Consider the following 22035-nt stretch of genomic DNA (forward strand, 5'->3'; position numbering starts at 1 on the left):
GCCAGCCGCTGTTCTGCGAAGCGAAGGAGATCGCATGAACGCCAGCGCGCGCCTGACGGCGCTGACCCGGATCGGCTTCGCCACGCGCGGGCTGCTCTACCTCGTCATCTCGCTGCTCATCCTGCGCACCGGCCGGGCGGAGGACCCGAGCGGGGCGATCGCCTATCTGGGGCGCGGCGGCGGGCAGGTGCTGCTGGCCGTGATCGCCGCCGGGCTGACGGCGTACGGCATCTGGCGGCTGGCCGATGCGACGCTCGACATCGAGCGGCACGGCGCGGATCGCAAGGGCGCGATGGAGCGCGCCGGCGCGGGCGTCAGCGGCGCCATCCACCTGTTTCTCGCGTGGCAGGCGGTGCAGCTGATGCGCGGCGCGGCATCGTCGGGCGATGGCACGCAGGAAGGCGCGCGCACGGCGCTGCAACTGCCGGGCGGCTGGGTCCTCGTCCTCGTCGGCGCGGCGCTGCTGGCGGCGCTGGGCGCGGTGCAGCTGGCGAAGGCGGCGAAGGGATCGTTCCTGCGCTACCTCGACCCGTCGGTCGCCTCGCGGTCCTGGGTGCGGTGGAGCGGCCGGGCGGGCTATGCCGCGCGGGGCGCGGTGTTCCTTCTCAGCGGCTTCCTGCTGGCGCGGGCGGGCATCGAGGAGCGGGCGGGCGAGGCGGGCGGCATGGCGCGCGTGCTGTCGTGGCTGACCAGCCCGTTCGATCTCGTCATCGGCGCCGGGCTGCTCGCATTCGGGCTCTTCAGCCTGGTCGAGGCGCGCTACCGGCGATTGCACGACGTGCCGGTGGACGGCGCGATCCGGCGGGCGACGGGCTGGCGCTGACGCGCCGTCCGCACAGACGAGGGGAAGGGCGTGAGCGACGCGGCGGTGGCATGGGACGGCGGGCGGGTGCGCACCTGGCTGGAGCGGCGGTCCGCCGCGGCGCGACTGGACCAGGCCGCCGCCGACCGGCGCGGGTACGAGGCGCAGGACGATTACGACCGGGCGGCGGCGGAGGAATGGGTGTGCCGGGCGTTGCAGGCGGGCGCGCATGCCGACGACCAGGCGGCGTTCGCGGCCCGCATCGCGGCGCTGCTGCGGCAGGAGGATTACGCGACCACGGGCATCTACGACGACCGCCGCTTCGACCGGAATGTCCGCGCCCACCTGCGCGCCATCGCGAAGATGACGAAGGCGAACGACGGGTTCGCGAACACGCTGCGCTATCGCCGCTGACCCGAGCGACGTTGCGGCGCCGCGGCCATTCGCTAAACGCCGGTCCTTCCCCGTTCACGCAGGATCGTACACGCAGCGCACGATGAACGTCCGACAACATCTGACACGGCTGCTGCTCCTCCTGGCCGCGGCGACCGCCCTCGCCTCTCCCGCGTTCGCCGCCGCCCCGGTGTCGGAGGTGGTGATCGATGCCGCCACCGGCCGGACCCTGTACGCCGCCCGCGCGGAGCGGCGGCGCCCGCCGGCGTCGCTGACGAAGATGATGACGCTGCTGCTGACGTTCGAGGCGATCGACGCCGGCCGCCTCCGGCTCGACAGCCAGGTCAGGATATCGCGGCGCGCGGCGCGGCAGCCGCCGTCCAGGCTCGGACTGGCGGCGGGGCGCACGATCGGCGTCCGCGCGGCGATGCGGACGGTCGCCGTCATCTCCGCCAACGACGTGGCCGTGGCACTGGCCGAGCGGGTGGCGGGGAGCGAGCCCGCCTTCGTGCGCGCGATGAACCGGCGGGCGCGGCAGCTGGGCATGGCGGACACCCGCTTCGGCAATGCCAGTGGCCTTTCCCCCGGCGGCGGCATGACGACCGCGCGCGACATGGCCACGCTCGCGCGGTACATCGTGCGGCGCCACCCGGCCCGCTACGCGATGTTCTCGGCGCGCTCGATCCGCTGGAACGGGCGAACGCGGCCGAACCACAATCGCCTGCTCGGCCGGGTGCGCGGCGTCGACGGCGTGAAGACGGGCTATACGGTGCCCGCCGGCTTCAACCTGGCCGCGTCCAGCCGGCGCGGCGACCAGCGCGTGATCGTCGTCGTCCTCGGCGCACGGACGGCGGAAGCGCGCGACCTGCTGGTGTCGAACCTGCTGGAGAGCGGCTTCTCCGCCCCGCGCGGGCGGAAGCGACGGTGATCGCGGCGGCGGCACCTGGCGGCCGCGCGTTCGTTGCCGCCGTACCGCGAACAAGGGGATGAGGATGCGCTTCGTTCAGATCGAGATCCTGCCCGCCGGCAAGGCGCTGGTCGACATCGACAAGCTGACCCATGCGGTGCCGCAGGACGGGGGCACGCGGCTGTTCCTGGGCGCGCAGCACCTGGACGTGCCGCACACGCTGGACGAGCTGGAGAACGTGCTGGCCGGGCGCGAGCGCGGCGACGCCGGGGAGCGCGGCGGCGCGGGCTTCCACGTGCGCTGAACGCGCGCCGTCCCGCGCGCGACCTACCGTGCGGCGAGCAGGCGGTAGCCGACGCCGAGTTCGTTGGCGATCACGCTGCCGATCGGCCCGGGTGCCTCCAGCTTCTGCCGCAGGTTGCGCACGACGATGCGCAGATACTCGATCCGCGCCTCGTCGTCGTCGGCCCAGGCGGCGGCGATGATCTGCTTGTGCATGACGACGCGGCCGACCTGGCGCGCCAGCAGCGCCAGCACGTCATACTCCTTGCGCGTCAGGTGCACCTCCTCGCCGCCGCGCCGCACCAGCCGCCGGTCGAGGTCGATCGACAGGTCGCCACGCGCCGCCACCTGCGCCGCGGCGGCGGCGGGGCGACGATGGCGCAGCGCGGCGCGCAGGCGGGCGAGCAACTCGTCGGTGTCGAACGGCTTCGTCACGTAATCGTCGGCGCCGAGGTCCAGCGCGGCAACCTTCTCCTCCGTGGCGTCGCGCGCGGACACGACCAGCACCGCGGCCCCGCCGGCGCGCAGCAGCGGGATGAGGCCCAGGCCGTCGCGGTCGGGCAGCCCCAGGTCCAGCAGCACGGCGTCGGGATGGTCCGCCGCGCCGCGTGCCAGCGCGTCGCGACCGTCGGCCGCCTCCACCACGGCATGGTCGGCGCGGACCAGCGTGTTGCGCAGCAGACGGCGGATCGCGGCATCGTCGTCGACGACGAGAACAATGGCCATGTCAGTCCAGCGCCTCCGGCACGGGGTCGCGCACCACCAGCGGCGAGGGGAATACGAGCGTGAAGGCCGCGCCGCCCCCATCGGCGCGGTTGGCGGCCGCCACGCCCATGTCCATCGCCGCCGCGAACGCCTTCACGATGGCGAGGCCCAGGCCCGTGCCGCCGCTCGCCCGGTCGGAGCCCTGCAACCGGCGGAACGTCTCGAACACCTCCTCCTCGCGCCCGGGCGGCAGGCCGGGCCCGCGGTCGAGGATCGACAGGCGGATCTCGCCGAAGCGGTTGCGCCCCTCGATCACGATCTCCCCCGCGCGCTCGCCGTGCCGCCCGGCATTGTCGAGCAGGTTGAGCAGGCAATGGTGCAGCAGCCGCGGGTCGGCACGGACCAGCGGCAGATCGGGTGGCACGTCCAGCAGCACCGCATGGCCCTCCAGCGCGCGGCGCGCGTCCTGCGCGGCGCCGGCGACCGCGTCGCTGAGGTCGACCGGCTCCACCGCCAGCCGCAGCGCGCCCGCCTCCACCCGCGCCATGTCGAGCAGGTTGTCGACGAAGCGGTTGAGCCGCGCCGCCTCGGTCTCGATCGTCGCGATCAGCTCCGGCGAGGCGCCCTGGTGCAGCTGCGCGGACGCGGCGATCACCGCGGTCAGCGGGGTGCGCAGGTCGTGGCTGACCGAGGACAGGAGCGCGGCGCGCAGCCGGTCGCGCGTGCGCACGGCGTCGACGTCGCGCATCTCCGCCTCCAGCCGCAGCCGCTCGATGACGAGCGTCGACTGGTCGATCAGGCTGCTGAGCAGGGGCAGCTGGTCCGCGCGCACCGGGGCGCCCGCGCGATCGCTGGCGACGCCCAGCACGCCCAGCACGCGGCCGCCCGCCGCCAGCGGCTGGAACAGCCACTCCGACGCGGCTAGCGTGCCCGATCCCCTGCCCGCCGGCCCGCCGGTGTCGAGCGCCCAGCGCGCCGCGGCGACGTCCACCGGACCGAGCCGGTAGTCGGGATCGCTGGCGGCGAGGATCGTCGGCCCTCCACCGACGTCCGCGTCGCCGCCGGGGCGGAGCAGCAGCACCTGCACGTCCAGCAGCCGGCAGATGTCGTCGCAGATCATCTGCGCCGCCTCCCGCGCGTCGTTGACCCCGGCGATGCGGCGCAGGAACCCGGCGAGCGTCGCGTTGGTGCGCGCGCCGCGGGCGGCGAGATCGGCCTGCGCGCGCACCCGCGCGGTCAGCTGGCTGGTGGCGACGGCGACGCCGAGGAGGACCACGATCGAAACCAGGTTCTCCGGATCGCTGACCGTCAGCGTGCCCGTCGGCGGCAGGAAGAAGAAATTGTACGCGAGGCTGGACGCGATGCCGGCGAACAGGCCGGTACGCAGGCCGAACAGGCTGGCCGCCGCCATCACCGGCAGCAGGTAGAGCAGCGCCACGTTGCCGAGGTCGAGGACGTGGAACAGCCCGCTCGCCACCGCCGTCACCGCCGCGACCAGCGCGGTGGCGACGACGTAGCCCGTGCGCGAACCCCACGATCCCCCGCGCTTCGCCGCCGACGACGGGCCGGCCGGCGCGTCGGCGGCCAGCGACAGGACGTGGACGGTCACGCCCGGCGAATCGCGTACCAGCCGGTCGACGACGGAGCCGTGGCGCCACTCGAACCAGCGCGAGCGGCGCGACTTGCCGAGCACCAGCTGCGTCGCGCGCGCATCGGCCAGGAAGTGGCGGATCCCCTCCACCACGCTGGGCGCGGGCACGGTGGCGACCGCGCCGCCCAGCTGCGCCGCCAGCGTCATCGTCGCGGCGACGCGACGGTGCTGCGCGTCGGTGAAGGCGGCGGCGCGCGGCGTCTCGACGAACAGCGCGGTCCAGGGGCCGTGCAGGCCGTCCGCCACCCGCTTGGCGGCGCGGACCAGCGCGTCGGCGCCGGGCAGCTCGCCGATCGCCACGACGATGCGCTCGCCCCCCGCCCATGTGCCGCCCAGCCCGAGCGCGCGCACGTCCTCCAGCATCCGCGCATCCACCGCCTGCGCGGCACGGCGCAGCGCCAGTTCGCGCAACGCCGACAGGTTGGAGCGCGAGAAGAAATGGTCGAGCGCGCGCGTCGCCTCCTGCGGCAGGTAGACCTTTCCCGCCTTCAGCCGCTCGATCAGCTCGTCGGGCGGAATGTCGACGACCTCGATCTCCGCCGCTTCCAGGATGCCGTCGGGCACCGTCTCGCGCACGCGGACGCGGGTGAAGCCGGCCACCACGTCGTTCAGGCTCTCGACGTGCTGGATGTTGAGGGTGGAATAGACGTCGATCCCGGCGGCCAGCAGTTCCTCCACGTCGCCGTGCCGCTTGGCGTGGCGGCTGCCCGGCGCGTTGGTGTGCGCCAGCTCGTCCACCAGAACGAGCCGCGGCGCGCGCGCGAGCACCGCGTCCAGATCCATCTCGAACAGGGTGCGGCCCTCGTAGGCGACGGCGCGGCGCGGCACGATCTCGTGCCCGCGGGTCAGTGCCTCGGTCTCCGCGCGGCCGTGCGTCTCGACCACGCCGACGACCACGTCCACGCCGTCGCGCCGGCGCGCCAGCCCTTCCGACAGCATCTCGAACGTCTTGCCCACGCCCGGCGCGGCGCCGAGGAAGATCTTCAGCCGCCCGCGCCCCTCCTGCGCGGCGGCGCGCAGCAGCGCGTCGGGATCGGGCCGCCCTGCCGCCATCAGCGCGGCAGGGCGTCCAGCGCGCGGTTCAGCGCCAGCACGTCGACGTGGCGCTCGCCGAGGAGCGGCGCCTCGACCTGCTGCTGGACGAGCGCGCGGACGCGGCGCGCGTCGATGCCGCGCACGCGCGCGACGCGCGGCACCTGCGCCAGCGCGGCGGCGGGCGACAGATCGGGATCGAGGCCCGACCCGCTGGCGGTGACGAGATCGGCGGGCAGCGCGCCGCGCACGCCCTCCCCGCGCCAGCGCGCGACGTCCGCCGCGGTGCGATCCGCCAGCGCCCGCGCGGTGGGCGCCAGGTTCGAGCCCGACGAGGCGAGCGCGTCATAGCCCTTGCCCGCCGCGGACGGGCGCGTGCGGAAATAGCGATCGGCGACGAACGCCTGCCCCACCACGGCCGAGCCGAGAACCCGACCGTCGGCGTCGCGCACCAGGCTGCCGTTCGCCCGCCACGGGAACAGCGCCTGCGCGATGCCGGTCATCGCCAGCGGATAGGCGAGCCCGAGCAGCACGGCGAACAGGATCGTCATGACGATCGCGGGGCGCAGCGCCGAGGTGAGATCCTTGCCCATGTCCAATCCTCCTTAAGCGAGACCGAGGCCGGCGACCACGAGATCGATCGCCTTGATGCCGACGAACGGCGCGACCAGGCCGCCGAGCCCGTAGACGGCCAGGTTGCGCGCCAGCAGCGGCCCCGCGCCCATCGGCCGGTAGGCCACCCCCTTCAGCGCCAGCGGCACCAGCAGCGGGATGACGAGCGCGTTGAAGATGATCGCCGACAGGATCGCGCTCTGCGGCGTTTCCAGCCGCATCACGTTCAGCACGCCGAGCGCGGGGTAGAGCGCCACGAACATGGCGGGGATGATCGCGAAATACTTGGCCACGTCGTTCGCGACGGAGAAGGTGGTCAGCGCGCCGCGCGTCATCAGCAGCTGCTTGCCCAGCCCCACCACCTCGATCAGCTTGGTCGGGTCGCTGTCCAGGTCGACCATGTTGCCCGCCTCGCGCGCGGCCTGCGTGCCGGTGTTCATCGCGACGCCGACGTCGGCCTGCGCCAGCGCGGGCGCGTCGTTGGTGCCGTCGCCGCACATCGCCACCAGCCGCCCGCCGGCCTGCTCCCGGCGGATCAGCGCCAGCTTGTCCTCGGGCGTCGCCTGCGCCAGGAAATCGTCCACGCCCGCTTCCGCCGCGATGGCCGCGGCGGTCAGCGGATTGTCGCCGGTAATCATCACCGTGCGGATGCCCATGGTGCGCAGCTCGCCGAACCGCTCGCGGATGCCCGCCTTCACCACGTCCTTCAGGAAGATCGCACCCAAAAGCCGCCCGTCCCGCGCCACCGCCAGCGGGGTACCGCCCGCGCGCGCGATCTCGTCGGTGACGCGCCGCAGCTCGGTCGCCGCCGCCGTTTCGCCCGCGCCGGGGTTGGCGCGCAGGATCGAATCGACCGCGCCCTTCTGCACCAGCGTGCCGCCCGCGCGCAGCCCCGACACGCGCGTCTGCGCGGTGAAGGCGATCACCTCCGCCCCGTCGGGCAGCGCGCGTTCCAGCCCGTGGCGCTCGCGCACCAGCCGAACGATCGAGCGGCCCTCCGGCGTCTCGTCGGCCAGGCTCGCCAGCAGCGCCGCCTCGGCGAGTTCCGCCTCGCTTGCCCCGCTGACGCTGCGCAGCTCGCTCGCCTGGCGGTCGCCGATCGTGATCGTGCCGGTCTTGTCGAGCAGCAGCACGCCGACGTCGCCCGCCGCCTCCACCGCGCGGCCCGACTTGGCCAGCACGTTGAAGCGTACCAGCCGGTCCATGCCCGCGATGCCGATCGCCGACAGCAGCGCGGCGATCGTCGTCGGGATCAGCGTGACCAGCAGCGCGGCGAGGATGACGACGGGGATGGCGCCGCCGGCGTAAGCCGCGAAGCCGGGAATGGTGCCCACCGCAATCAGGAAAACGATCGTCAGGCCGACGAGCAGGATCGTCAGCGCCACTTCGTTCGGCGTCTTCTGCCGCTCGGCTCCCTCGACCAGCGCGATCATGCGGTCGAGGAAGCCGTGGCCCGGATCCGCCGTCACGCGCACGCGGATCTCGTCCGACACGACGCGGGTGCCCGCGGTCACCGCCGAGCGGTCGCCGCCGGCCTCGCGGATCACGGGCGCGCTCTCGCCGGTGATCGCGGCCTCATTGACGGAGGCGACGCCGGCGATCACCTCGCCGTCGGCGGGAATCAGCTCGCCCGCGACGACCAGCACGACGTCGCCGGCGCGCAGACCGCTGGCGGGCACCTGCTGCGGCACGCCGCCGTGCAGCCGGGTGGCGACGAGTTCCGCCTTGGCGGCGCGCAGCGAGGCGGCCTGCGCCTTGCCCCGCCCCTCCGCCAGCGCCTCGGCGAAGGTGCCGAACAGCACCGTCAGCCACAGCCACGCCGCCAGCTGCGCCTTGAACGCCACGTCGAGGGCGTCGGTGCCGACGACCAGCAGCAGCGTGACCAGCGCGGCGACCGCGGCCGTCACGAACATGACCGGATTGCGGACCAGCACGCGCGGATCCAGCTTCAGGAAGGATGCCCTGATCGCGGGCACGATCAGGTCGGCGGTGAACAGGCGCTTCGCCTCGGTGGTCGCCACGATGGCCTCCGTCAGGACAGCTGGCCGCGGATCATCGCGAGATGATCGGCGACGGGACCGAGCGCGAGGCTCGGCAGGAAGGTGAGGCCGCCCAGGATCAGGATGATGCCCACGAGCAGGCCGACGAACAGCGCGCCGGTGGTCGGGAACGACCCCGCGCCCTGCGGCGTGTACGTCTTCGCGGCGAGGCTTCCGGCGATCGCCAGCATCGGCACGATGACGAAGAACCGCCCCAGCCACATCGCGACGCCGAGCAGACCGTCGTACCAGGGCGTGGCGGCGGAGAGCCCGGCGAAGGCCGAGCCGTTGTTCGCCGCCGCGCTGGTGAAGGCGTAGAGGATTTCGGAGAAGCCGTGCGGCCCCGCGTTCAGCGGCCCCGCCAGCCCTTGCGGCAGCACCGACGAGAGCGCGGTGAGGCCGAGGATCGCGAGCGGCAGGACGGCGATCGCCAGCACCGCCAGCTTCACCTCGCGCGCCTCGATCTTCTTGCCCACGTACTCCGGCGTGCGCCCCACCATCAGCCCGGCGACGAACACGGCCAGGATCGCGAACAGCAGGAAGCCGTAGATCCCCGCGCCGACGCCGCCCACCACCACCTCGCCCAATTGCATGTTGAACAGCGGGACGAGGCCGCCCAGCGGCGTGAAGCTGTCGAGCATCGCGTTCACCGCCCCGCACGAGGCGGCCGTGGTGACGACGGAGAACAGCGCGGAGGCGGCGATGCCGAAACGCACCTCCTTGCCCTCCATGTTGCCACCCTCCACGCCCAGGCGGTGGAGCAGCGGGTTGCCCGCCGCCTCCTGCCAATAGGTGACGGCGACGCCGGACAGGAACAGGATCATCATCGCGGCGAGGATCGCGCGCCCCTGCCGCGTGTCGCCCACCGCGCGCCCGAACGTCCACGTCAGGCCGGCGCCGATCGCGAAGATCGACAGCATCTGCACGAAATTGGTCAGCGCGCCCGGGTTCTCGAACGGGTGGGCGGAATTGGCGTTGAAGAAGCCGCCGCCGTTGGTGCCGAGCATCTTGATCGCCTCCTGCGAGGCAACGGGGCCGAGCGGCAGCGACTGGCGCGCGCCCTCCAGCGTGACCAAATCGACCGCGCCCGACAGCGTCTGCGGCACCCCGGCCGCGACGAGGAACAGGGTGTAGACGAGGCAGGCGGGCAGCAGCAGGTAGAGCGTGATGCGGGTCACGTCCGCCCAGTAATTGCCGATGCCCCCCCGACTGTCCTTCGGCGCCTCGCGCCGGGCGAAGCCGCGGAACAGCGCGAAGGCGAGCGCGATGCCGGTCGCCGCCGACAGGAAGTTGTGGATCGTCAGCGCCAGCATCTGCGACAGGTGCGACATCGTCGCCTCCCCGGCGTAGCTCTGCCAGTTGGTGTTGGTGGTGAAGCTGATCGCGGTGTTGAACGCCAGGTGAGGCGGCACGCCCGCCAGCCCCTGCGGATTGCCCGGCAGCACGCCCTGCAGCCGCAGCACGGCATAGGTGAGCAGCAGCAGCGCCACGTTGAAGGCGAGCATGTGCAGCGCGTAGCGGCGCCAGCCCTGCTCCGCCGCCGGATCGATGCCGGCGAGGCGGTAGAAGCCGCGCTCGACCGGGCCGAGCACCGCGTGGAGCGGCGTGCGGCGGCCCTCGTACAGCGCGAACAGCCACCACCCCACCGGCTTCGTCAGCGCCAGCAGGACGGCCACGAAAGAGAGGATCAGGAACCAGCCCTGGAGCGTCATGCGGGCCTCCTCAGAAGCGTTCGGGACGGATCAGCACCGCCACCAGGTAGACGAGCAGCCCGAGCGCGGTGAGCGCGGCCAGGCAGAGATCGAGCGTCATCGCCGGCCCCCTTCCGCCCGGTCGTGCGCAGTGTCGCACAGCCGTGCCCAGGCGAGCGTCAGCGCGACGAGGCCGGCGAGGATCGCGAGCCACAGGAGGTCGTCCATCGCCGCCTCCTCAGAACGACGCGGTGAGCGCGAGGACCAGAGCGCCGCCGGCGATGCTGCCGGTGCCGTCCTGCCCCCGGCTGAAGGCGGGTCGCAGGTACGCCGCCTCGCGGTCGGCGATGTCGGTGTCGACGTAGCCGAGGTTCAGCGTCAGGTTCCGCCACGTCGCCTCCGCGCCGAGCGACCAGTCGAGATAGCGCCCGGTCGGCGACACGGCGGTGGCGTTGGGGCCGAGGCCGTCCTGCCCGCGACTGTGGCCGACGTGCGCCTTCGCCGTCACCGGCGTGCCGGGCAGCGCGACCGCGCCGTCGGCGAAGAGGTAGAGATTGTCCCCCTTCGCGCCTGCGTCGGTATAGGTGCCCGCCGCCGCGTCCGCCCCGGTGCGATACCAGCGGCCGAGCGCCTGCTGCCGCGGCGCGTAGGCGACGCCCGCGGTCAGCGTGCCGGGGCCGGCGGTGCCGGTCAGCTTCGCGAAGGGTTCGACGAACGCGGTCCGGTCGGCGCCGCCCGGGTAGGTGTACCACGTCGCGCCGACGTCCAGCGTGCCTCCCCCGACAGGCAGGCGGACGCCGCCGATCAGGTCAAGCTCCAGGTTGGCGCCGCCGAACGTGCCCCAGCCGGCGAGGTTCGATCCCCACGCGCCGGCGTAGACGCCGCTCCTGTGCGAGAGCGTGATGCCCCCCTGCACCGCCATGCCGCGGTCCGACTGCGACACGCCGCGGAAGCGATAGTCGGAGACGATCGCGGCGGTGCCGCTGGCGACGAGCGCCGGGGTCTCGGCTCCCTGGGCCCGCGCGGCGGCGGGCAGCGCGACCAGTACCGCTCCCGCCACGGCAACCGGATGGATCAGCTTCATGATGGCTCCCGATCAGACAGGCAGTCGCCGGTCGGCGGCGGCTTTCAGGAGCGGGCGATTAGGTCCGCCGCGCGTAGCAATGCGAGGGCGGTCCGGCGCTTTCGCATATAGCGCGCATATAGCGCCGCTACACCGGGCGCGGTGCCAGCCGGTGGTGGACGGGCGCAAACCCGCCCGCGGGGTCGTCGCCGCGGGCGAACACGCGCAAGCCCGGCGCCGCCTCCGCCAGCCGCGCCGGCCCGATCGACGCGAGCGCGGCGGCCACGTCGGCGCGGCCCGCCCTCCAGCGCGCGCCCACGGTGGAGGGCGAGAAGTCGAACGCCTTGCCGCTGACGTCCTGCGCGGCGTTGCCCTGCTGGAGATGGACCAGCGTGACCGACCGCGCCATGCCCGCCCGCGCGCGCTCGTCGAACACCGCCTGCCACGCGGCCAGCGCGCGGCGCGACTGGGCGGCGAACAGCAGATCCTGCACCCGGTTCACCGCGTCGCCGATTGTGCGCGGCCGGGGACCACGCAGCGGCAGCAGGTCGACCGCGATGCACAGCAGCGGCCGGTCGTCCTCCACGTCGCCAAGCACCACGTCGAGCGGCAGGTTCAGCGCGATCCCCGCGTCGGCGAGCAGCCGCCCGTCCACCTCCACCGCAGGAAAGGCGGGCAGCAGCGCGCTGCTGGCGCGGACATGGTCGCCGCGCAGGCGGTGCACGCGCGTGTCGACGACCACGTCCTCGCCGCTCTCGACATCCACCGCGGTCACGCACAGGCGCAGATCGCCGCGGTTGAGCCGGTCGAAATCGACCAGCTGGTCCAGCGTGGCGTGCAGCGGCGCGGTGTCGAAGAGCGACTCCGTCCCGGCGAGGCCCGGCGGATCCCACCATGGCCCGTGCAGCCAGCGCGGCGAGAACAGCCCGGGCTGCCCCATGGTCAGCGTGGAGGTGGCGGCAGCGGTGCGCCGCGCGGTCTCGACCGCGCGCGGCGTCGCGGCGGCGCCCTCCGCCGGCGCGGGCCGCCAGAAGGCGCGCAGCCGCGCGACGCGCTCCTCGGGCGGGGCGCCGCAGATCAGCGCGCCGTTGACCGCGCCCGCCGAGGCGCCCACCACCCAGTCCGGCAGCCAGCCGGCCCGGTGCAGCGCCTCGTACGCGCCCGCGTGATAGGCGCCCAGCGCATTGCCTCCGCTCAGCACCAGCGCGACGATCGGCTTCGAATCCATCGCGCAACAACGCGTAGATCCCGTCCGGCTTCGCACCGGCACGCAAAAAACCGTGCGGCACCGTGCGGCAATGAACGGACGGCCCGATCGCGGCTGATCGGGATCAGTCAGAAATATTGCGATCAATATTCTACATCAGCAGGCACTTACGGATCTGCTGCTAGCAACGATGCCGGGCGGGGGCCCGTCAGGAGTTGTTGATGGCCACTGCCGTTCCCCCCGCCGCCCCAGCGTCCACATCCGGCGCGGGATTGCTGCTCTGCTTCTCGCACCTGCGCTGGGACTTCGTCTTCCAGCGGCCCCAGCACCTGATGTCGCGCTTCGCGCAGCGCGGGGCGGTGGTGTTCTGGGAGGAGCCCGAGGTGGGCGATACCGGGACGCCGGTGCTGCACGTCCGGGCCGACGGCGGCGTGCGGATCGCGACGCCGCGCCTGCCCGCCGGGCTGGACGAGGAGGCGACCGAGGCGGCGCTGCGCGCGCTGCTCGACCGCTTCCTGGCCGGCGAGGCCGCGGTGGCGGTACGCTGGTACTACACGCCGATGATGCTGGCCTTCTCGCGCCACGTCGCCGCCGGTTGTACCGTGTACGACTGCATGGACGAGCTGTCCGCCTTCCGCTTCGCGCCGCCGACGCTGCTCGCGCTGGAGGACGAGTTGCTCGGCGCGGCGGACCTGGTCTTCACCGGCGGCTACAGCCTGTACGAGGCCAAGCGCGCGCGACACGCCGACGTGCGCCCCTTCCCCTCCAGCGTCGACGTCGCGCATTTCGCGCAGGCGCGGAACCGGGCGGCAATCGGCCGGGACGAGACCGCGCGGCTGGGTTTCTACGGCGTGATCGACGAGCGGATGGACCTGAACCTGGTCGCCGCGCTGGCGGACGCGCGGCCGTCGTGGCGGATCGAGATGGTCGGCCCGGTGGTGAAGATCGACCCCGCGGACCTGCCGCAGCGGCCCAACCTGCACTATCCCGGCGCGCGCGCCTATGCCGACCTGCCGGCGGTGCTGGCCGGGTGGGACGTCGCGCTGATGCCCTTCGCCATCAACGAGGCGACGCGCTTCATCAGCCCGACGAAGACGCCCGAGTATCTCGCCGCGGGCCGGCCGGTCGTGTCGACCCCGGTGATCGACGTCGTGCGCCACTACGGCACGATCGAGGGGGTGCGTATCGCCGACGGCGCGGCGCGCTTCGTGCAGGCGTGCGACGAGGCGCTGGCGCTGGCGCGCGGCACCGACCGGTCGTGGCGGGACGAGGCCGACGCGCTGCTGGCCGCGGGATCGTGGGACGACACGGCGGCGGCGATGATGGCCGCCATGGCGGAGGCGACGGCGGGCAAGGCGGCGACGCATCCGGCGGCGCCGCGCACGCGCCGCCACTACGACGTGCTGGTCGTCGGCGCGGGCTTCGCCGGCGCGGTGATGGCGGAGCGGCTGGCGGCGGACGCGGGGCTGCGCGTGCTGGTGGTCGATCGCCGGCCGCACGTCGCCGGCAACGCCTATGACCGGAAGGACGCCGCCGGAATCCTGATCCACCAATACGGCCCGCACATCTTCCACACCAACTCCGCCGAGGTGTTCGACTATCTGTCGCAGTTCACCGACTGGCGCCCGTACGAGCATCGCGTGCTGGCCGAGGTGCGCGGGCAGCGCGTGCCCATTCCGATCAACCGCACCACGCTGAACCGCCTGTTCGACGCCGGGCTGGAGAGCGACGCGGACGCCGCCGCCTTCCTCGCCGCGCGTGCCGAGCCGGTGGCCGAGGTGAGGACGTCGCAGGACGTGGTCGTCTCCGCTGTGGGACAGGAACTCTACCGGCTGTTCTTCCGCGGCTACACGCGCAAGCAATGGGGGCTCGACCCGTCCGAGCTCGACAAGGCGGTGACGGCGCGCGTACCGACCCGCACGAACGCCGACGACCGCTACTTCACCGACACCTATCAGGCGATGCCCGCGGAAGGCTTCACCGCGATGTTCGAGGCGATGCTGGACCATCCCAACATCACGCTGCGCCTGGGCACCGACTTCGCCGCGATCGGGGACGAGGTGACGTACGACAAGCTGGTCTACACCGGGCCGATCGACGAGTATTTCGGCTGCCGCCACGGCAAGCTGCCCTATCGCTCGCTGCGGTTCGAGCACGCGACGCTGCCGGTCGAGCGGCACCAGGAGGTGGCCGTCGTCAACTATCCGGACGAGGCGGTGCCCTATACCCGCGTGACGGAGTACAAGCACCTGACCGGGCAGCGATCCGACGTCACCAGCATCACCACCGAATACCCGGCGGCCGAGGGCGATCCCTATTACCCGATCCCGCGTCCGGAGAACCAGGCGCTGTTCAAGCGGTACGAGGCGCTGGCGCTGGCGGAGCCGGACGTGCTGTTCGTGGGGCGGCTGGCCACCTATCGCTACTACAACATGGATCAGGTGGTGGGACAGGCGCTGTCCGTCTATCGCCGCATGAACCTGCGCGCGCCCGCCACCTACCCCGTCGCCGCGGCGGAATAGCCGTGGCTCCCGAGCTGTGGGGCGGGATCGAGTGCACGGTGAACCGCGTGGGCGATCGCTTCGGCGACCAGGTCGTCCTCAGCGGTCACCAGGACCGCGTCGGCGACCTGGCGCTGCTCGCCGGGCTCGGCATCCGTGCGCTGCGCTACCCCCTGCTATGGGAACGGATCTCGCCGCGTCGGGGTGCGGAGCCCGACTGGCGCTGGTCCGACCGGCGGCTGGCCGAGCTGCGCGCACTGGGCGTCCGTCCGATCGCGGGGCTGGTCCACCACGGCAGCGGCCCCGCGCACACCAACCTGCTCGATGACGGGTTCGCCGCCGGGCTCGCCCGCCACGCCGGCGCGGTGGCGCGGCGCTACCCGTGGATCGAGGAGTGGACGCCGATCAACGAGCCGCTGACCACCGCGCGTTTCACCGCGCTGTACGGCCATTGGTACCCGCACCGTCGCGACGAGCGGTCGTTCTGGTCGGCGCTGCTGAACCAGGTCGACGCGGTGCGCGGCGCGATGCGCGCGATCCGCCGCGTGGTGCCGGGCGCGCGGCTGGTGCAGACCGACGACCTGGGACACACCTTCTCCACCGCCCCCCTCGCCGGCCAGGCGGCGTTCGACAACATGCGGCGGTGGGCGGGGTGGGACCTGCTGTTCGGACGCGTGACCCCGGCCGATCCGCTGTTCGCCGTGCTGGCGCGGCACGGACTGGGCGACCGGGTGCGCGCGATCGCGGACGATCCGTGCCCGCCCGACATCGTCGGCGTGAACCATTACCTCACCAGCGACCGCTTCCTCGACCACCGCGTCGATCGCTACCCGTCATCGCTGCACGGCGGCAACGGGCGCGTCGCCTATGCCGATACGGAGGCGGCCCGCGTGCTGGACCCGCCCGCGGGCGGGATCGGCGCGGCGATCCGCGCCGCCTGGGCACGCTACGGCACGCCGGTCGCCATCACGGAGGTGCACAACGGGTCCACCCGCGACGAGCAGCTGCGCTGGGCGGCCGGGGCGTGGGACGCCGCGGTCGCGGCGCGGGGCGACGGCGTCGACGTGCGCGCGGTCACCGCCTGGTCGCTGCTGGGCAGCCACGGCTGGGACACGCTGCTGACCGGCGGCGGCCATTACGAGCCCGGCGTCTTCGACGTGGGCACCGGGACGCCCCGTCCGACCGCGCTCGCGCGGCTGTGGCGTGGGCTGCCCAGGGGTGAGGATCGCCACCCCGTCGCCATCGAGGACGGCTGGTGGCGCCGTCCCGACCGCCTGCTCTACCCGCCGCATCCGTCGGGCGAGGCGGCGTCGCCGCGCCTTCCACGGCCCTCGCGCCCGCTGCTGATCCTGGGTGCCGGGGGGATGCTGGGCGCCGCCTTCGTCCGCGCCTGTCGCGCGCGCGGGATCGCGCACGTCGCCGCGACCCGCCGCGAGCTGGACGTGACGAGCGCGGACCTTCCCGCGCTGATTGCGGCGATCGCGCCGTGGGGCGTCGTCAACGCCGCCGCGCACACCGCGATCGACGCCGCGGAGGAGAACGAGGACGCGTGCCGCCACGTCAATGCGGGCGGTGCCGTCGCGCTCGCGCGCGCCTGTGCCGGGCGCGGCATCCCCTCGCTCAACTTCTCCAGCGAGCTGGTGTTCGCAGGCGACCTCGACCGCGCGCTGGTGGAGAGCGACGCAGCCCGGCCGCTGGGCGCGCATGGCCGGATCAAGTCGGAGATGGAGCGCGGCTGCCACGGCGTGCCGGGCGCGCTGGTGGTGCGCACCGCGGCCCTCTACGCACCCGAGGCCGACCGCGGCTTCGCCGCCGCCGTGGTGGCGGCGCTGGCCGCGGGGCGCCCGGTTCGCACCACCGGCGACCACGTCGTCACGCCCACCTTCGTCCCCGCGCTGGTCGATCGCGCGCTGGACCTGCTGATCGACGGCGCGGAGGGCATCTGGCACGTGTGCGACGGCGAGCCGGTGACGCGCGCCGGCTTCGCGCGGCGGCTGGCGCAGGCGTGCGGGCACGATGCGGAGCGGATCGTGGCGGTGCCGGCGCACGAGCTCGGCTGGCGCGCGCCCCGCCCGGCGAACGGCGCCCTGGCCAGTGAGAAGCTGGCGCTGCCGGGATCGCTGGACGAGGGGCTGGAGCGCTTCGCCCGCGCGCGGCTCAGCCCGCTACGGTGAAGGCGGTGGCCAGGCGCGAGCCGGGACCCGCATCGACGAACAGGTCGAAGTCGCCCGGCTCCACCCGCCACGCCCCGTCCGCCGCGACCAGCGCCAGCTCGGCAAGCGGAATGGCGAGTGCCACCCGCCGGCGCTCGCCGGGGTCGAGCGTGACCCGGCGGAACGCCTTCATCTGACGGACCGGCCGCGTCCGGCTGGCGACGCGGTCGTGGATGTCCGCGCGCACGAAGGCGGTGCCGCGCCGCTCGCCGGCGTTCGCCAGCGTGACGCCGATCGCCACCCACTCGCCGGTCACGGCGGCGTCGAGGTCGGAGAGCGCGAAGCGGGTGTAGCCAAGGCCCGCGCCGAACTCGTACAAGGCGCGGTCCGGCGCGTCGCGCCAGTGGCTGCGTCCCGGCGCCATCGGATCGTCGTCGGGCGCGGGGCGGCCGGTCGCGCGGCGATCGTAGGACCAGGGCTGCTGCCCGGTCGCCAGGGGAAAGCTGACGGGCAGGCGCCCGGTCGGCTCGGCCACGCCGAACAGCACGTCGGCGACCGCGGGGCCGGTCTGCTCGCCGAGGAACCAGGTGGCGAGGATCGCGCGCGCGTCGCGTACCGCGCCCTCCAGCGCCAGCGCGCGACCGTGGCGCAGCAGCACGACCATCGGCGTACCGGTGGCCGCCACCGCCTCCGCCAGCGCCTGGTGCGCAGGGGGCACGGTAATGGCGACGCGGCTGTTGCCCTCGCCCGACATGTCGCCGCCCTCGCCGATCGCCAGCAGCACCACCTGCGCCGCGCGCGCCACGGCGGCGGCGCGCGCGGGATCGCTGCCGTCGTCCACCGTCAGGTCGCGCGCCAGCGCGCCGATGCCGGTGGCGAGGTCGATGCCGTCCGCGGGATCGCCGGCGAAGGACCACGGGCCGTTCAGGTTCGCCCGATCGCGCGCGAACGGGCCGATCAGCGCGATCCGTTGCGTGCGCGTCAGCGGCAGCAGCCCGCCCTCGTTGCGCAGCAGGACGATGGCGCGGGTCGCGACCTCGCGCGCCACCGCGCGGATCGTGGGCGCGTGCGTGACGCGCCGTTCCACCGCGGCGTCCAGCGAGCGCCAGGGATCGTCAAAGAGCCCCAGCGCCTCCTTCAGCGCCAGCACGCGCCGCACCGCGGCGTCGACCGCGGCGACCGGCACGCGGCCGCTCGCCACCAGCGCGGGAAGATGGCGGCGATAGAGCCCGCTCTGCATCGACATGTCGACCCCGGCCAGCATCGCCAGCCGCGCCGCATCCGCCTCGTCCGCGGCGACGCCGTGCGCGACCAGCTCCCGGTCGGCATCGTAATCGGAGACGCAGACGCCGGAAAACCCCATCTCACCCCGCAGGACGTCGGTCAGCAGCCGGCGGTTGGCGGCGGCGGGGATGCCGCCGACGTCGGTGAAGGACGCCATCGTGGTCGCCGCGCCCGCCGCGAAGGCGGCGGCGAAGGGCGGCAGGTGCGTCTCGCGCAGTTCCGCGTCGCTGAGGTCGACCGCGGCATATTCCATGCCGCCGCGCACCGCGCCGTAGCCGGCGAAATGCTTGGGCGTGGCGGCGAGCGCGTCGGCGCGGCTGAGGTCGTCGCCCTGAAACCCGCGGACGCGCGCGGCGGCGAGCAGGCGGTTCAGATAGACGTCCTCCCCCGCGCCCTCCGCCACCCGGCCCCAGCGCTGGTCGCGCGCGACGTCGACCACCGGCGCGAAGGTCCAGTGCAGCCCGCCCGCGCTCGTCTCCCGCGCGACCGCCCGCGCGGCGCGGCGCGACAGGTCCGCGTCGAACGCCGCCGCCTCCGCCAGCGGGATCGGGAAGATCGTGCGGCAGCCGTGGATCACGTCCGCGGCGAAGACCAGCGGGATGGCCAGCCGGCTGCGCAGCGCCGCCTCCTGCGCCCGCCGCGCCCCGGCGACGCCGTAGCCGTTGAAGAGCATGCCGACCTGCCCGGCCGCGATCTCCGCCAGCATGGCGGCGGCGCCGCGCGGCTCCACCGACGGGTTGAACGCGGTGCCGACCGGCCGCACCTCGTCGTTGAAGCAGCTGAGCTGCCCCGCCTTCTCCTCGATCGTCATCCGCGCGATCAGCGCGTCGATCCGGCGCGACGCGGCCATTGCGGGGCGCGCGGCCGCGCTCGCCAGCAGCAGGCCGATCGTTTCACGACGGTCCGGTCGGAAGGGCATTCGCGCCGTCATCGTTACGCCTCCGCAAAGAAGAGTGGCCCGCAGGCCACAGTTGATGCAAATCTATTTCATGGCGATTTCAAGCCATAGGCGGCCGTCACGCACAGGACTATGGCGCACACTGCTACGAACGTCCGACCGCGTTCGATGTTGGAGGGGATGATGAAGTTTTCGTGCCATCGCGCGCTGCGCGCGGCCATGCTGGCCGGCGTTTCGGCGCTGCCGCTTCCGGTGCTGGCGCAGACCGCGCCCGCCACGCCGCCCGTCAACGCGGACGCGCCCCAGGGGCAGCAGCCCGCCGGTGAGGGGAACGAGGATCTGTCCGACATCGTCGTGACGGGCACCACGTCGCGCGACCGTCCGCTCATCACCGCCTCGGCCGACATCACCTACGCCAACCGCGACGACATCGACCGCCGCGCGCCGCGCTCCACCGCCGACATGCTGGAGCTGGTGCCCGGCATCTTCGTCGAGGGCACCGCGGGCCAGGTGTCGAACAACTATTCGGTCCGCGGCCTCCAGGGCGGCGGGCAGCGGTTCGTGCAGCTGGAGGAGGACGGCCTGCCGATCCTGTACAGCGGCGGCGGCGCCGACTTCTTCTTCGACCAGGACCTGACGATCGAGCGGCTGGAAGCGGTGAAGGGCGGCTCGTCGGGCGTGCTGACCGTGAACGGCGCGGGCGCGACGATCAACTTCATCTCCAAGCGGCCCAACTTCGAGCGGGCGGAGGGCGCCGCGCGCGTCACCGCGTTCGACTATGGCCTCAAGCGCGGCGACTTCTACTATTCCGCGCCGATCACCGAGAACCTGGCGTTCAACGTCGGCGGCTACATCCAGTCCAGCCCGGGCGTGCGAGACAATCCGTTCGACTATGCCGGCTGGCGGGTGAAGGGGATGCTGGAATACCGCTTCGACGACGGCGGCTTCGTGCGCCTGTCGGCGAAGGGCGGCGACGTGGAGAACGCCTTCTACGCGACCCAGCCCTACCGCTACGAGAACGGCGAGCCGTCCGGCATCCCCGGCCTCGACACGCAGTTCGGCAACATCGGCGGCGACGCCTTCGCGAACATCGCGGTGCCGGTGTCGACCTTCGCGCACGAGAGCGGCTTCCGCTCGTTCCGCGGGCGCGACGGGATCAAGGCGAAGACCGCGCAGGTGCGGCTCGACATCGAGAAGCCGGTCAGCGATTCGATCGACCTGTTCGCGCGCGGCCGGTACCTGAAGTATTCCTACGACTTCAACGGCATCTTCGCCGGATCGGGCACCGGCAACGCGGGGCTGACCAGCGCAGTCAACTATCTGACGCCCGGTGCCGCCTCGCCGATCAACGACCTGCTCGGCCGCGGGGTGGTGGCGTTCCCGGGCGCGACGCGCTTCGGCATCAAGAACCTGCGCACCGGCGTGGTGCTCGGCTCGAACCAGACCGCCGCGCTGAACGCGCTGAACGGCAACGGCTTCCTCCAGCGCACGACGCTGAACCACGACTTCATCGACGGCAAGGACCTGGGCCTGAACGTCGGCGGTCGCTGGGAATATGAGGGCGAGAGCTTCAAGAACTCGCTCACCGCGGGCGTCATGTACTACAACGTCCGGCGCAAGCAGGACCAGTCGGCCACCGCCAGCGTCGTCAACGACGTTCGCTCGAACAGCGACATCTACGACATCGTCGCGCTGGACGCGGCGAACAACGTGGTCGGCACGCTGAGCGACAACGGCCTCGTCTCCTACGGCGACTGGGGCGCGGGCATCCGCGAGCGCAAGGATTCGACCGTTTCGCTGTACGTCAACGACGAGCTGGCGCTGGGCGACCTGCGCATCGACGGCGGCGTGCGCTGGGAGAGCGACCGGGCGACCGCGCTGGACGGCAACAACGCCAGCGCGGTGAACACCGCGGCCCGCATCGTCGAGATCCGCCCCGGCGTGTTCGAGCAGCTGGTGCCGCAGGGCACGGTGGGCGTGCTGCCGACCGTGGGCAGCACCTTCGACGGCACCTTCGCCACCCGCCGCGCGACGCAGCAGAAGGCGGCGTGGACGATCGGCGCCAACTACCTGCTGACGCCCGACTTCGCCGTGTACGCGCGCTACGCCAACGGCTTCCAGACGAACAACGTCGATCCGATCACCACGATCAAGCTGTACGAGGCGGGCGTCCGCTACCAGTACGGGCGGCTGTTCTCCGGCTCGGCGACGGTGTTCCGCACCGACTTCGACGACCAGAACTACAATTTCGCCGACCCGCTCAACCCGTCGCAGCAGACCAACCTGAACGCCGACCTGCGCACCTATGGCGTGGAGCTGGACTTCGTCGTGCGGCCGATCGACTGGTTCGCGCTCGACTTCCAGGGCGTGTTCCAGCGGCCCAAGCTGCTGAACCTGCAGCTGAACGGCGTCGATCAGGGGTCGGGCTTCGAAGGCAACCGGCCCGAGCGCACGCCCGCGACGCTGTTCACCGTCACGCCGACGATCACGCTGCCCGACGGCTGGGGCGAGGTGTTCGGCCGCTACAAGTACGTCGGCAAGATCTTCGCCGACAACGGCAACGGCGTGTCGCTGCCCAGCTACGGCGTCACCTCGGTCGGCCTGGCGCTGAACCTGAACGAGAACGTCCAGCTGACGCTGAACGCGGAGAACATCTTCGACGTCGTCGGCCTGACGGAGGGCAATCCGCGGCAGGGACAGACGCAGGCGATCACCGACGGCTTCTTCTACGCCCGCGGCATCGTCGGTCCGACCTACGGCGGAACGCTGACCTTCAAGTTCTGACGCACCTTGCGTGGATCATAACGGGGGTGTC

Annotated in this window: 16 protein-coding genes; 7 read left to right on the top strand and 9 right to left on the bottom strand. The window is 73.0% G+C overall.

Translation table 11 applies throughout. The features are described from left to right. The first annotated feature begins 34 nt into the window (after nucleotides 1–34). The 4 genes from HBH26_RS16080 to HBH26_RS16095 all read left to right on the top strand — a co-directional run bounded on the left by HBH26_RS16080 (nucleotide 35) and on the right by HBH26_RS16095 (nucleotide 2406). Nucleotides 35–823 (top strand): DUF1206 domain-containing protein, encoded by a 789-nt coding sequence (locus HBH26_RS16080; RefSeq protein ID WP_168135660.1) that lies wholly within the window; start codon nucleotides 35–37, stop codon nucleotides 821–823. Nucleotides 824–853: 30 nt separating this feature from the next. Then, the gene (locus HBH26_RS16085) at nucleotides 854–1216 is read left to right on the top strand and encodes a hypothetical protein (RefSeq protein ID WP_168135661.1); all 363 of its coding nucleotides are present in this window, start codon (nucleotides 854–856) and stop codon (nucleotides 1214–1216) included. Nucleotides 1217–1298: 82 nt separating this feature from the next. After that, on the top strand, nucleotides 1299–2123 hold the full coding sequence (locus HBH26_RS16090; RefSeq protein WP_168135662.1) for a D-alanyl-D-alanine carboxypeptidase family protein: 825 nt from the start codon (nucleotides 1299–1301) through the stop codon (nucleotides 2121–2123). Between the two features lie 64 nt (nucleotides 2124–2187). Then, entirely contained in the window at nucleotides 2188–2406 is a 219-nt protein-coding gene (locus HBH26_RS16095; protein ID WP_168135663.1) for a hypothetical protein, read from the top strand. Nucleotides 2407–2429: 23 nt separating this feature from the next. Here the strand turns inward: HBH26_RS16095 and HBH26_RS16100 are convergent, their stop codons facing one another. The 8 genes from HBH26_RS16100 to HBH26_RS16135 form a co-directional block, all read right to left on the bottom strand. Further along, nucleotides 2430–3110, bottom strand: a complete 681-nt coding sequence (locus tag HBH26_RS16100) for a response regulator transcription factor (RefSeq protein WP_168135664.1) — start codon at nucleotides 3108–3110, stop codon at nucleotides 2430–2432. A gap of 1 nt (nucleotide 3111) precedes the next feature. Next, nucleotides 3112–5793 carry a sensor histidine kinase gene (locus HBH26_RS16105; RefSeq protein WP_168135665.1) on the bottom strand — a complete coding sequence of 894 codons (2682 nt, stop codon included), beginning with the start codon at nucleotides 5791–5793 and terminating at the stop codon, nucleotides 3112–3114. Then, entirely contained in the window at nucleotides 5793–6365 is a 573-nt protein-coding gene (kdpC, locus tag HBH26_RS16110; RefSeq protein ID WP_168135666.1) for a potassium-transporting ATPase subunit KdpC, read from the bottom strand. Before kdpC ends, HBH26_RS16105 begins: the two co-directional genes overlap by 1 nt. Nucleotides 6366–6377: 12 nt before the next feature. Then, nucleotides 6378–8405: a potassium-transporting ATPase subunit KdpB gene (gene kdpB, locus HBH26_RS16115; protein ID WP_168135667.1), complete on the bottom strand. Its 2028-nt coding sequence runs from the start codon at nucleotides 8403–8405 to the stop codon at nucleotides 6378–6380. A gap of 11 nt (nucleotides 8406–8416) precedes the next feature. Beyond that, on the bottom strand, nucleotides 8417–10135 hold the full coding sequence (gene kdpA / locus HBH26_RS16120) for a potassium-transporting ATPase subunit KdpA (RefSeq protein ID WP_168135668.1): 1719 nt from the start codon (nucleotides 10133–10135) through the stop codon (nucleotides 8417–8419). Between the two features lie 10 nt (nucleotides 10136–10145). Beyond that, entirely contained in the window at nucleotides 10146–10235 is a 90-nt protein-coding gene (gene kdpF / locus HBH26_RS16125) for a K(+)-transporting ATPase subunit F (protein ID WP_168135669.1), read from the bottom strand. A 117-nt stretch (nucleotides 10236–10352) separates the two neighbouring features. Continuing rightward, entirely contained in the window at nucleotides 10353–11198 is an 846-nt protein-coding gene (locus HBH26_RS16130) for a TorF family putative porin (protein ID WP_168135670.1), read from the bottom strand. 127 nt (nucleotides 11199–11325) lie between these two features. Continuing rightward, nucleotides 11326–12405: a patatin-like phospholipase family protein gene (locus HBH26_RS16135; protein WP_168135671.1), complete on the bottom strand. Its 1080-nt coding sequence runs from the start codon at nucleotides 12403–12405 to the stop codon at nucleotides 11326–11328. Nucleotides 12406–12605: 200 nt separating this feature from the next. On the opposite strand from HBH26_RS16135, the gene glf reads away from it, so the two are divergent. Further along, on the top strand, nucleotides 12606–14906 hold the full coding sequence (gene glf, locus HBH26_RS21080; protein ID WP_275402982.1) for a UDP-galactopyranose mutase: 2301 nt from the start codon (nucleotides 12606–12608) through the stop codon (nucleotides 14904–14906). Nucleotides 14907–14908: 2 nt separating this feature from the next. Further along, entirely contained in the window at nucleotides 14909–17059 is a 2151-nt protein-coding gene (locus HBH26_RS21085) for a sugar nucleotide-binding protein (protein ID WP_209308620.1), read from the top strand. Here the strand turns inward: HBH26_RS21085 and HBH26_RS16150 are convergent. Beyond that, the gene (locus HBH26_RS16150; RefSeq protein ID WP_168135672.1) at nucleotides 17043–19241 is read right to left on the bottom strand and encodes a glycoside hydrolase family 3 N-terminal domain-containing protein; all 2199 of its coding nucleotides are present in this window, start codon (nucleotides 19239–19241) and stop codon (nucleotides 17043–17045) included. The genes HBH26_RS21085 and HBH26_RS16150 overlap by 17 nt on opposite strands. 159 nt (nucleotides 19242–19400) lie before the next feature. Between HBH26_RS16150 and HBH26_RS16155 the strand changes: the two genes are divergently transcribed. Next, nucleotides 19401–22004 (top strand): TonB-dependent receptor domain-containing protein, encoded by a 2604-nt coding sequence (locus HBH26_RS16155; protein ID WP_239024870.1) that lies wholly within the window; start codon nucleotides 19401–19403, stop codon nucleotides 22002–22004. Nucleotides 22005–22035 lie beyond the last annotated feature (31 nt).

This window comes from Sphingomonas corticis (genome assembly GCF_012035195.1).
Lineage (GTDB): Bacteria > Pseudomonadota > Alphaproteobacteria > Sphingomonadales > Sphingomonadaceae > Sphingomonas > Sphingomonas corticis.

Coding starts and splice junctions, on each gene's coding strand:
- HBH26_RS16080 (WP_168135660.1), top strand. CDS start 35: ATGAACGCCAGCGCGCGCCTGACGGCGCTGACCCGGATCGGCTTCGCC.
- HBH26_RS16090 (WP_168135662.1), top strand. CDS start 1,299: ATGAACGTCCGACAACATCTGACACGGCTGCTGCTCCTCCTGGCCGCG.
- HBH26_RS16095 (WP_168135663.1), top strand. CDS start 2,188: ATGCGCTTCGTTCAGATCGAGATCCTGCCCGCCGGCAAGGCGCTGGTC.
- HBH26_RS16100 (WP_168135664.1), bottom strand. CDS start 3,110: ATGGCCATTGTTCTCGTCGTCGACGACGATGCCGCGATCCGCCGTCTG.
- HBH26_RS16105 (WP_168135665.1), bottom strand. CDS start 5,793: ATGGCGGCAGGGCGGCCCGATCCCGACGCGCTGCTGCGCGCCGCCGCG.
- kdpC (WP_168135666.1), bottom strand. CDS start 6,365: ATGGGCAAGGATCTCACCTCGGCGCTGCGCCCCGCGATCGTCATGACG.
- kdpA (WP_168135668.1), bottom strand. CDS start 10,135: ATGACGCTCCAGGGCTGGTTCCTGATCCTCTCTTTCGTGGCCGTCCTG.
- kdpF (WP_168135669.1), bottom strand. CDS start 10,235: ATGACGCTCGATCTCTGCCTGGCCGCGCTCACCGCGCTCGGGCTGCTC.
- HBH26_RS16130 (WP_168135670.1), bottom strand. CDS start 11,198: ATGAAGCTGATCCATCCGGTTGCCGTGGCGGGAGCGGTACTGGTCGCG.
- HBH26_RS16135 (WP_168135671.1), bottom strand. CDS start 12,405: ATGGATTCGAAGCCGATCGTCGCGCTGGTGCTGAGCGGAGGCAATGCG.
- glf (WP_275402982.1), top strand. CDS start 12,606: ATGGCCACTGCCGTTCCCCCCGCCGCCCCAGCGTCCACATCCGGCGCG.
- HBH26_RS16150 (WP_168135672.1), bottom strand. CDS start 19,241: ATGCCCTTCCGACCGGACCGTCGTGAAACGATCGGCCTGCTGCTGGCG.
- HBH26_RS16155 (WP_239024870.1), top strand. CDS start 19,401: ATGATGAAGTTTTCGTGCCATCGCGCGCTGCGCGCGGCCATGCTGGCC.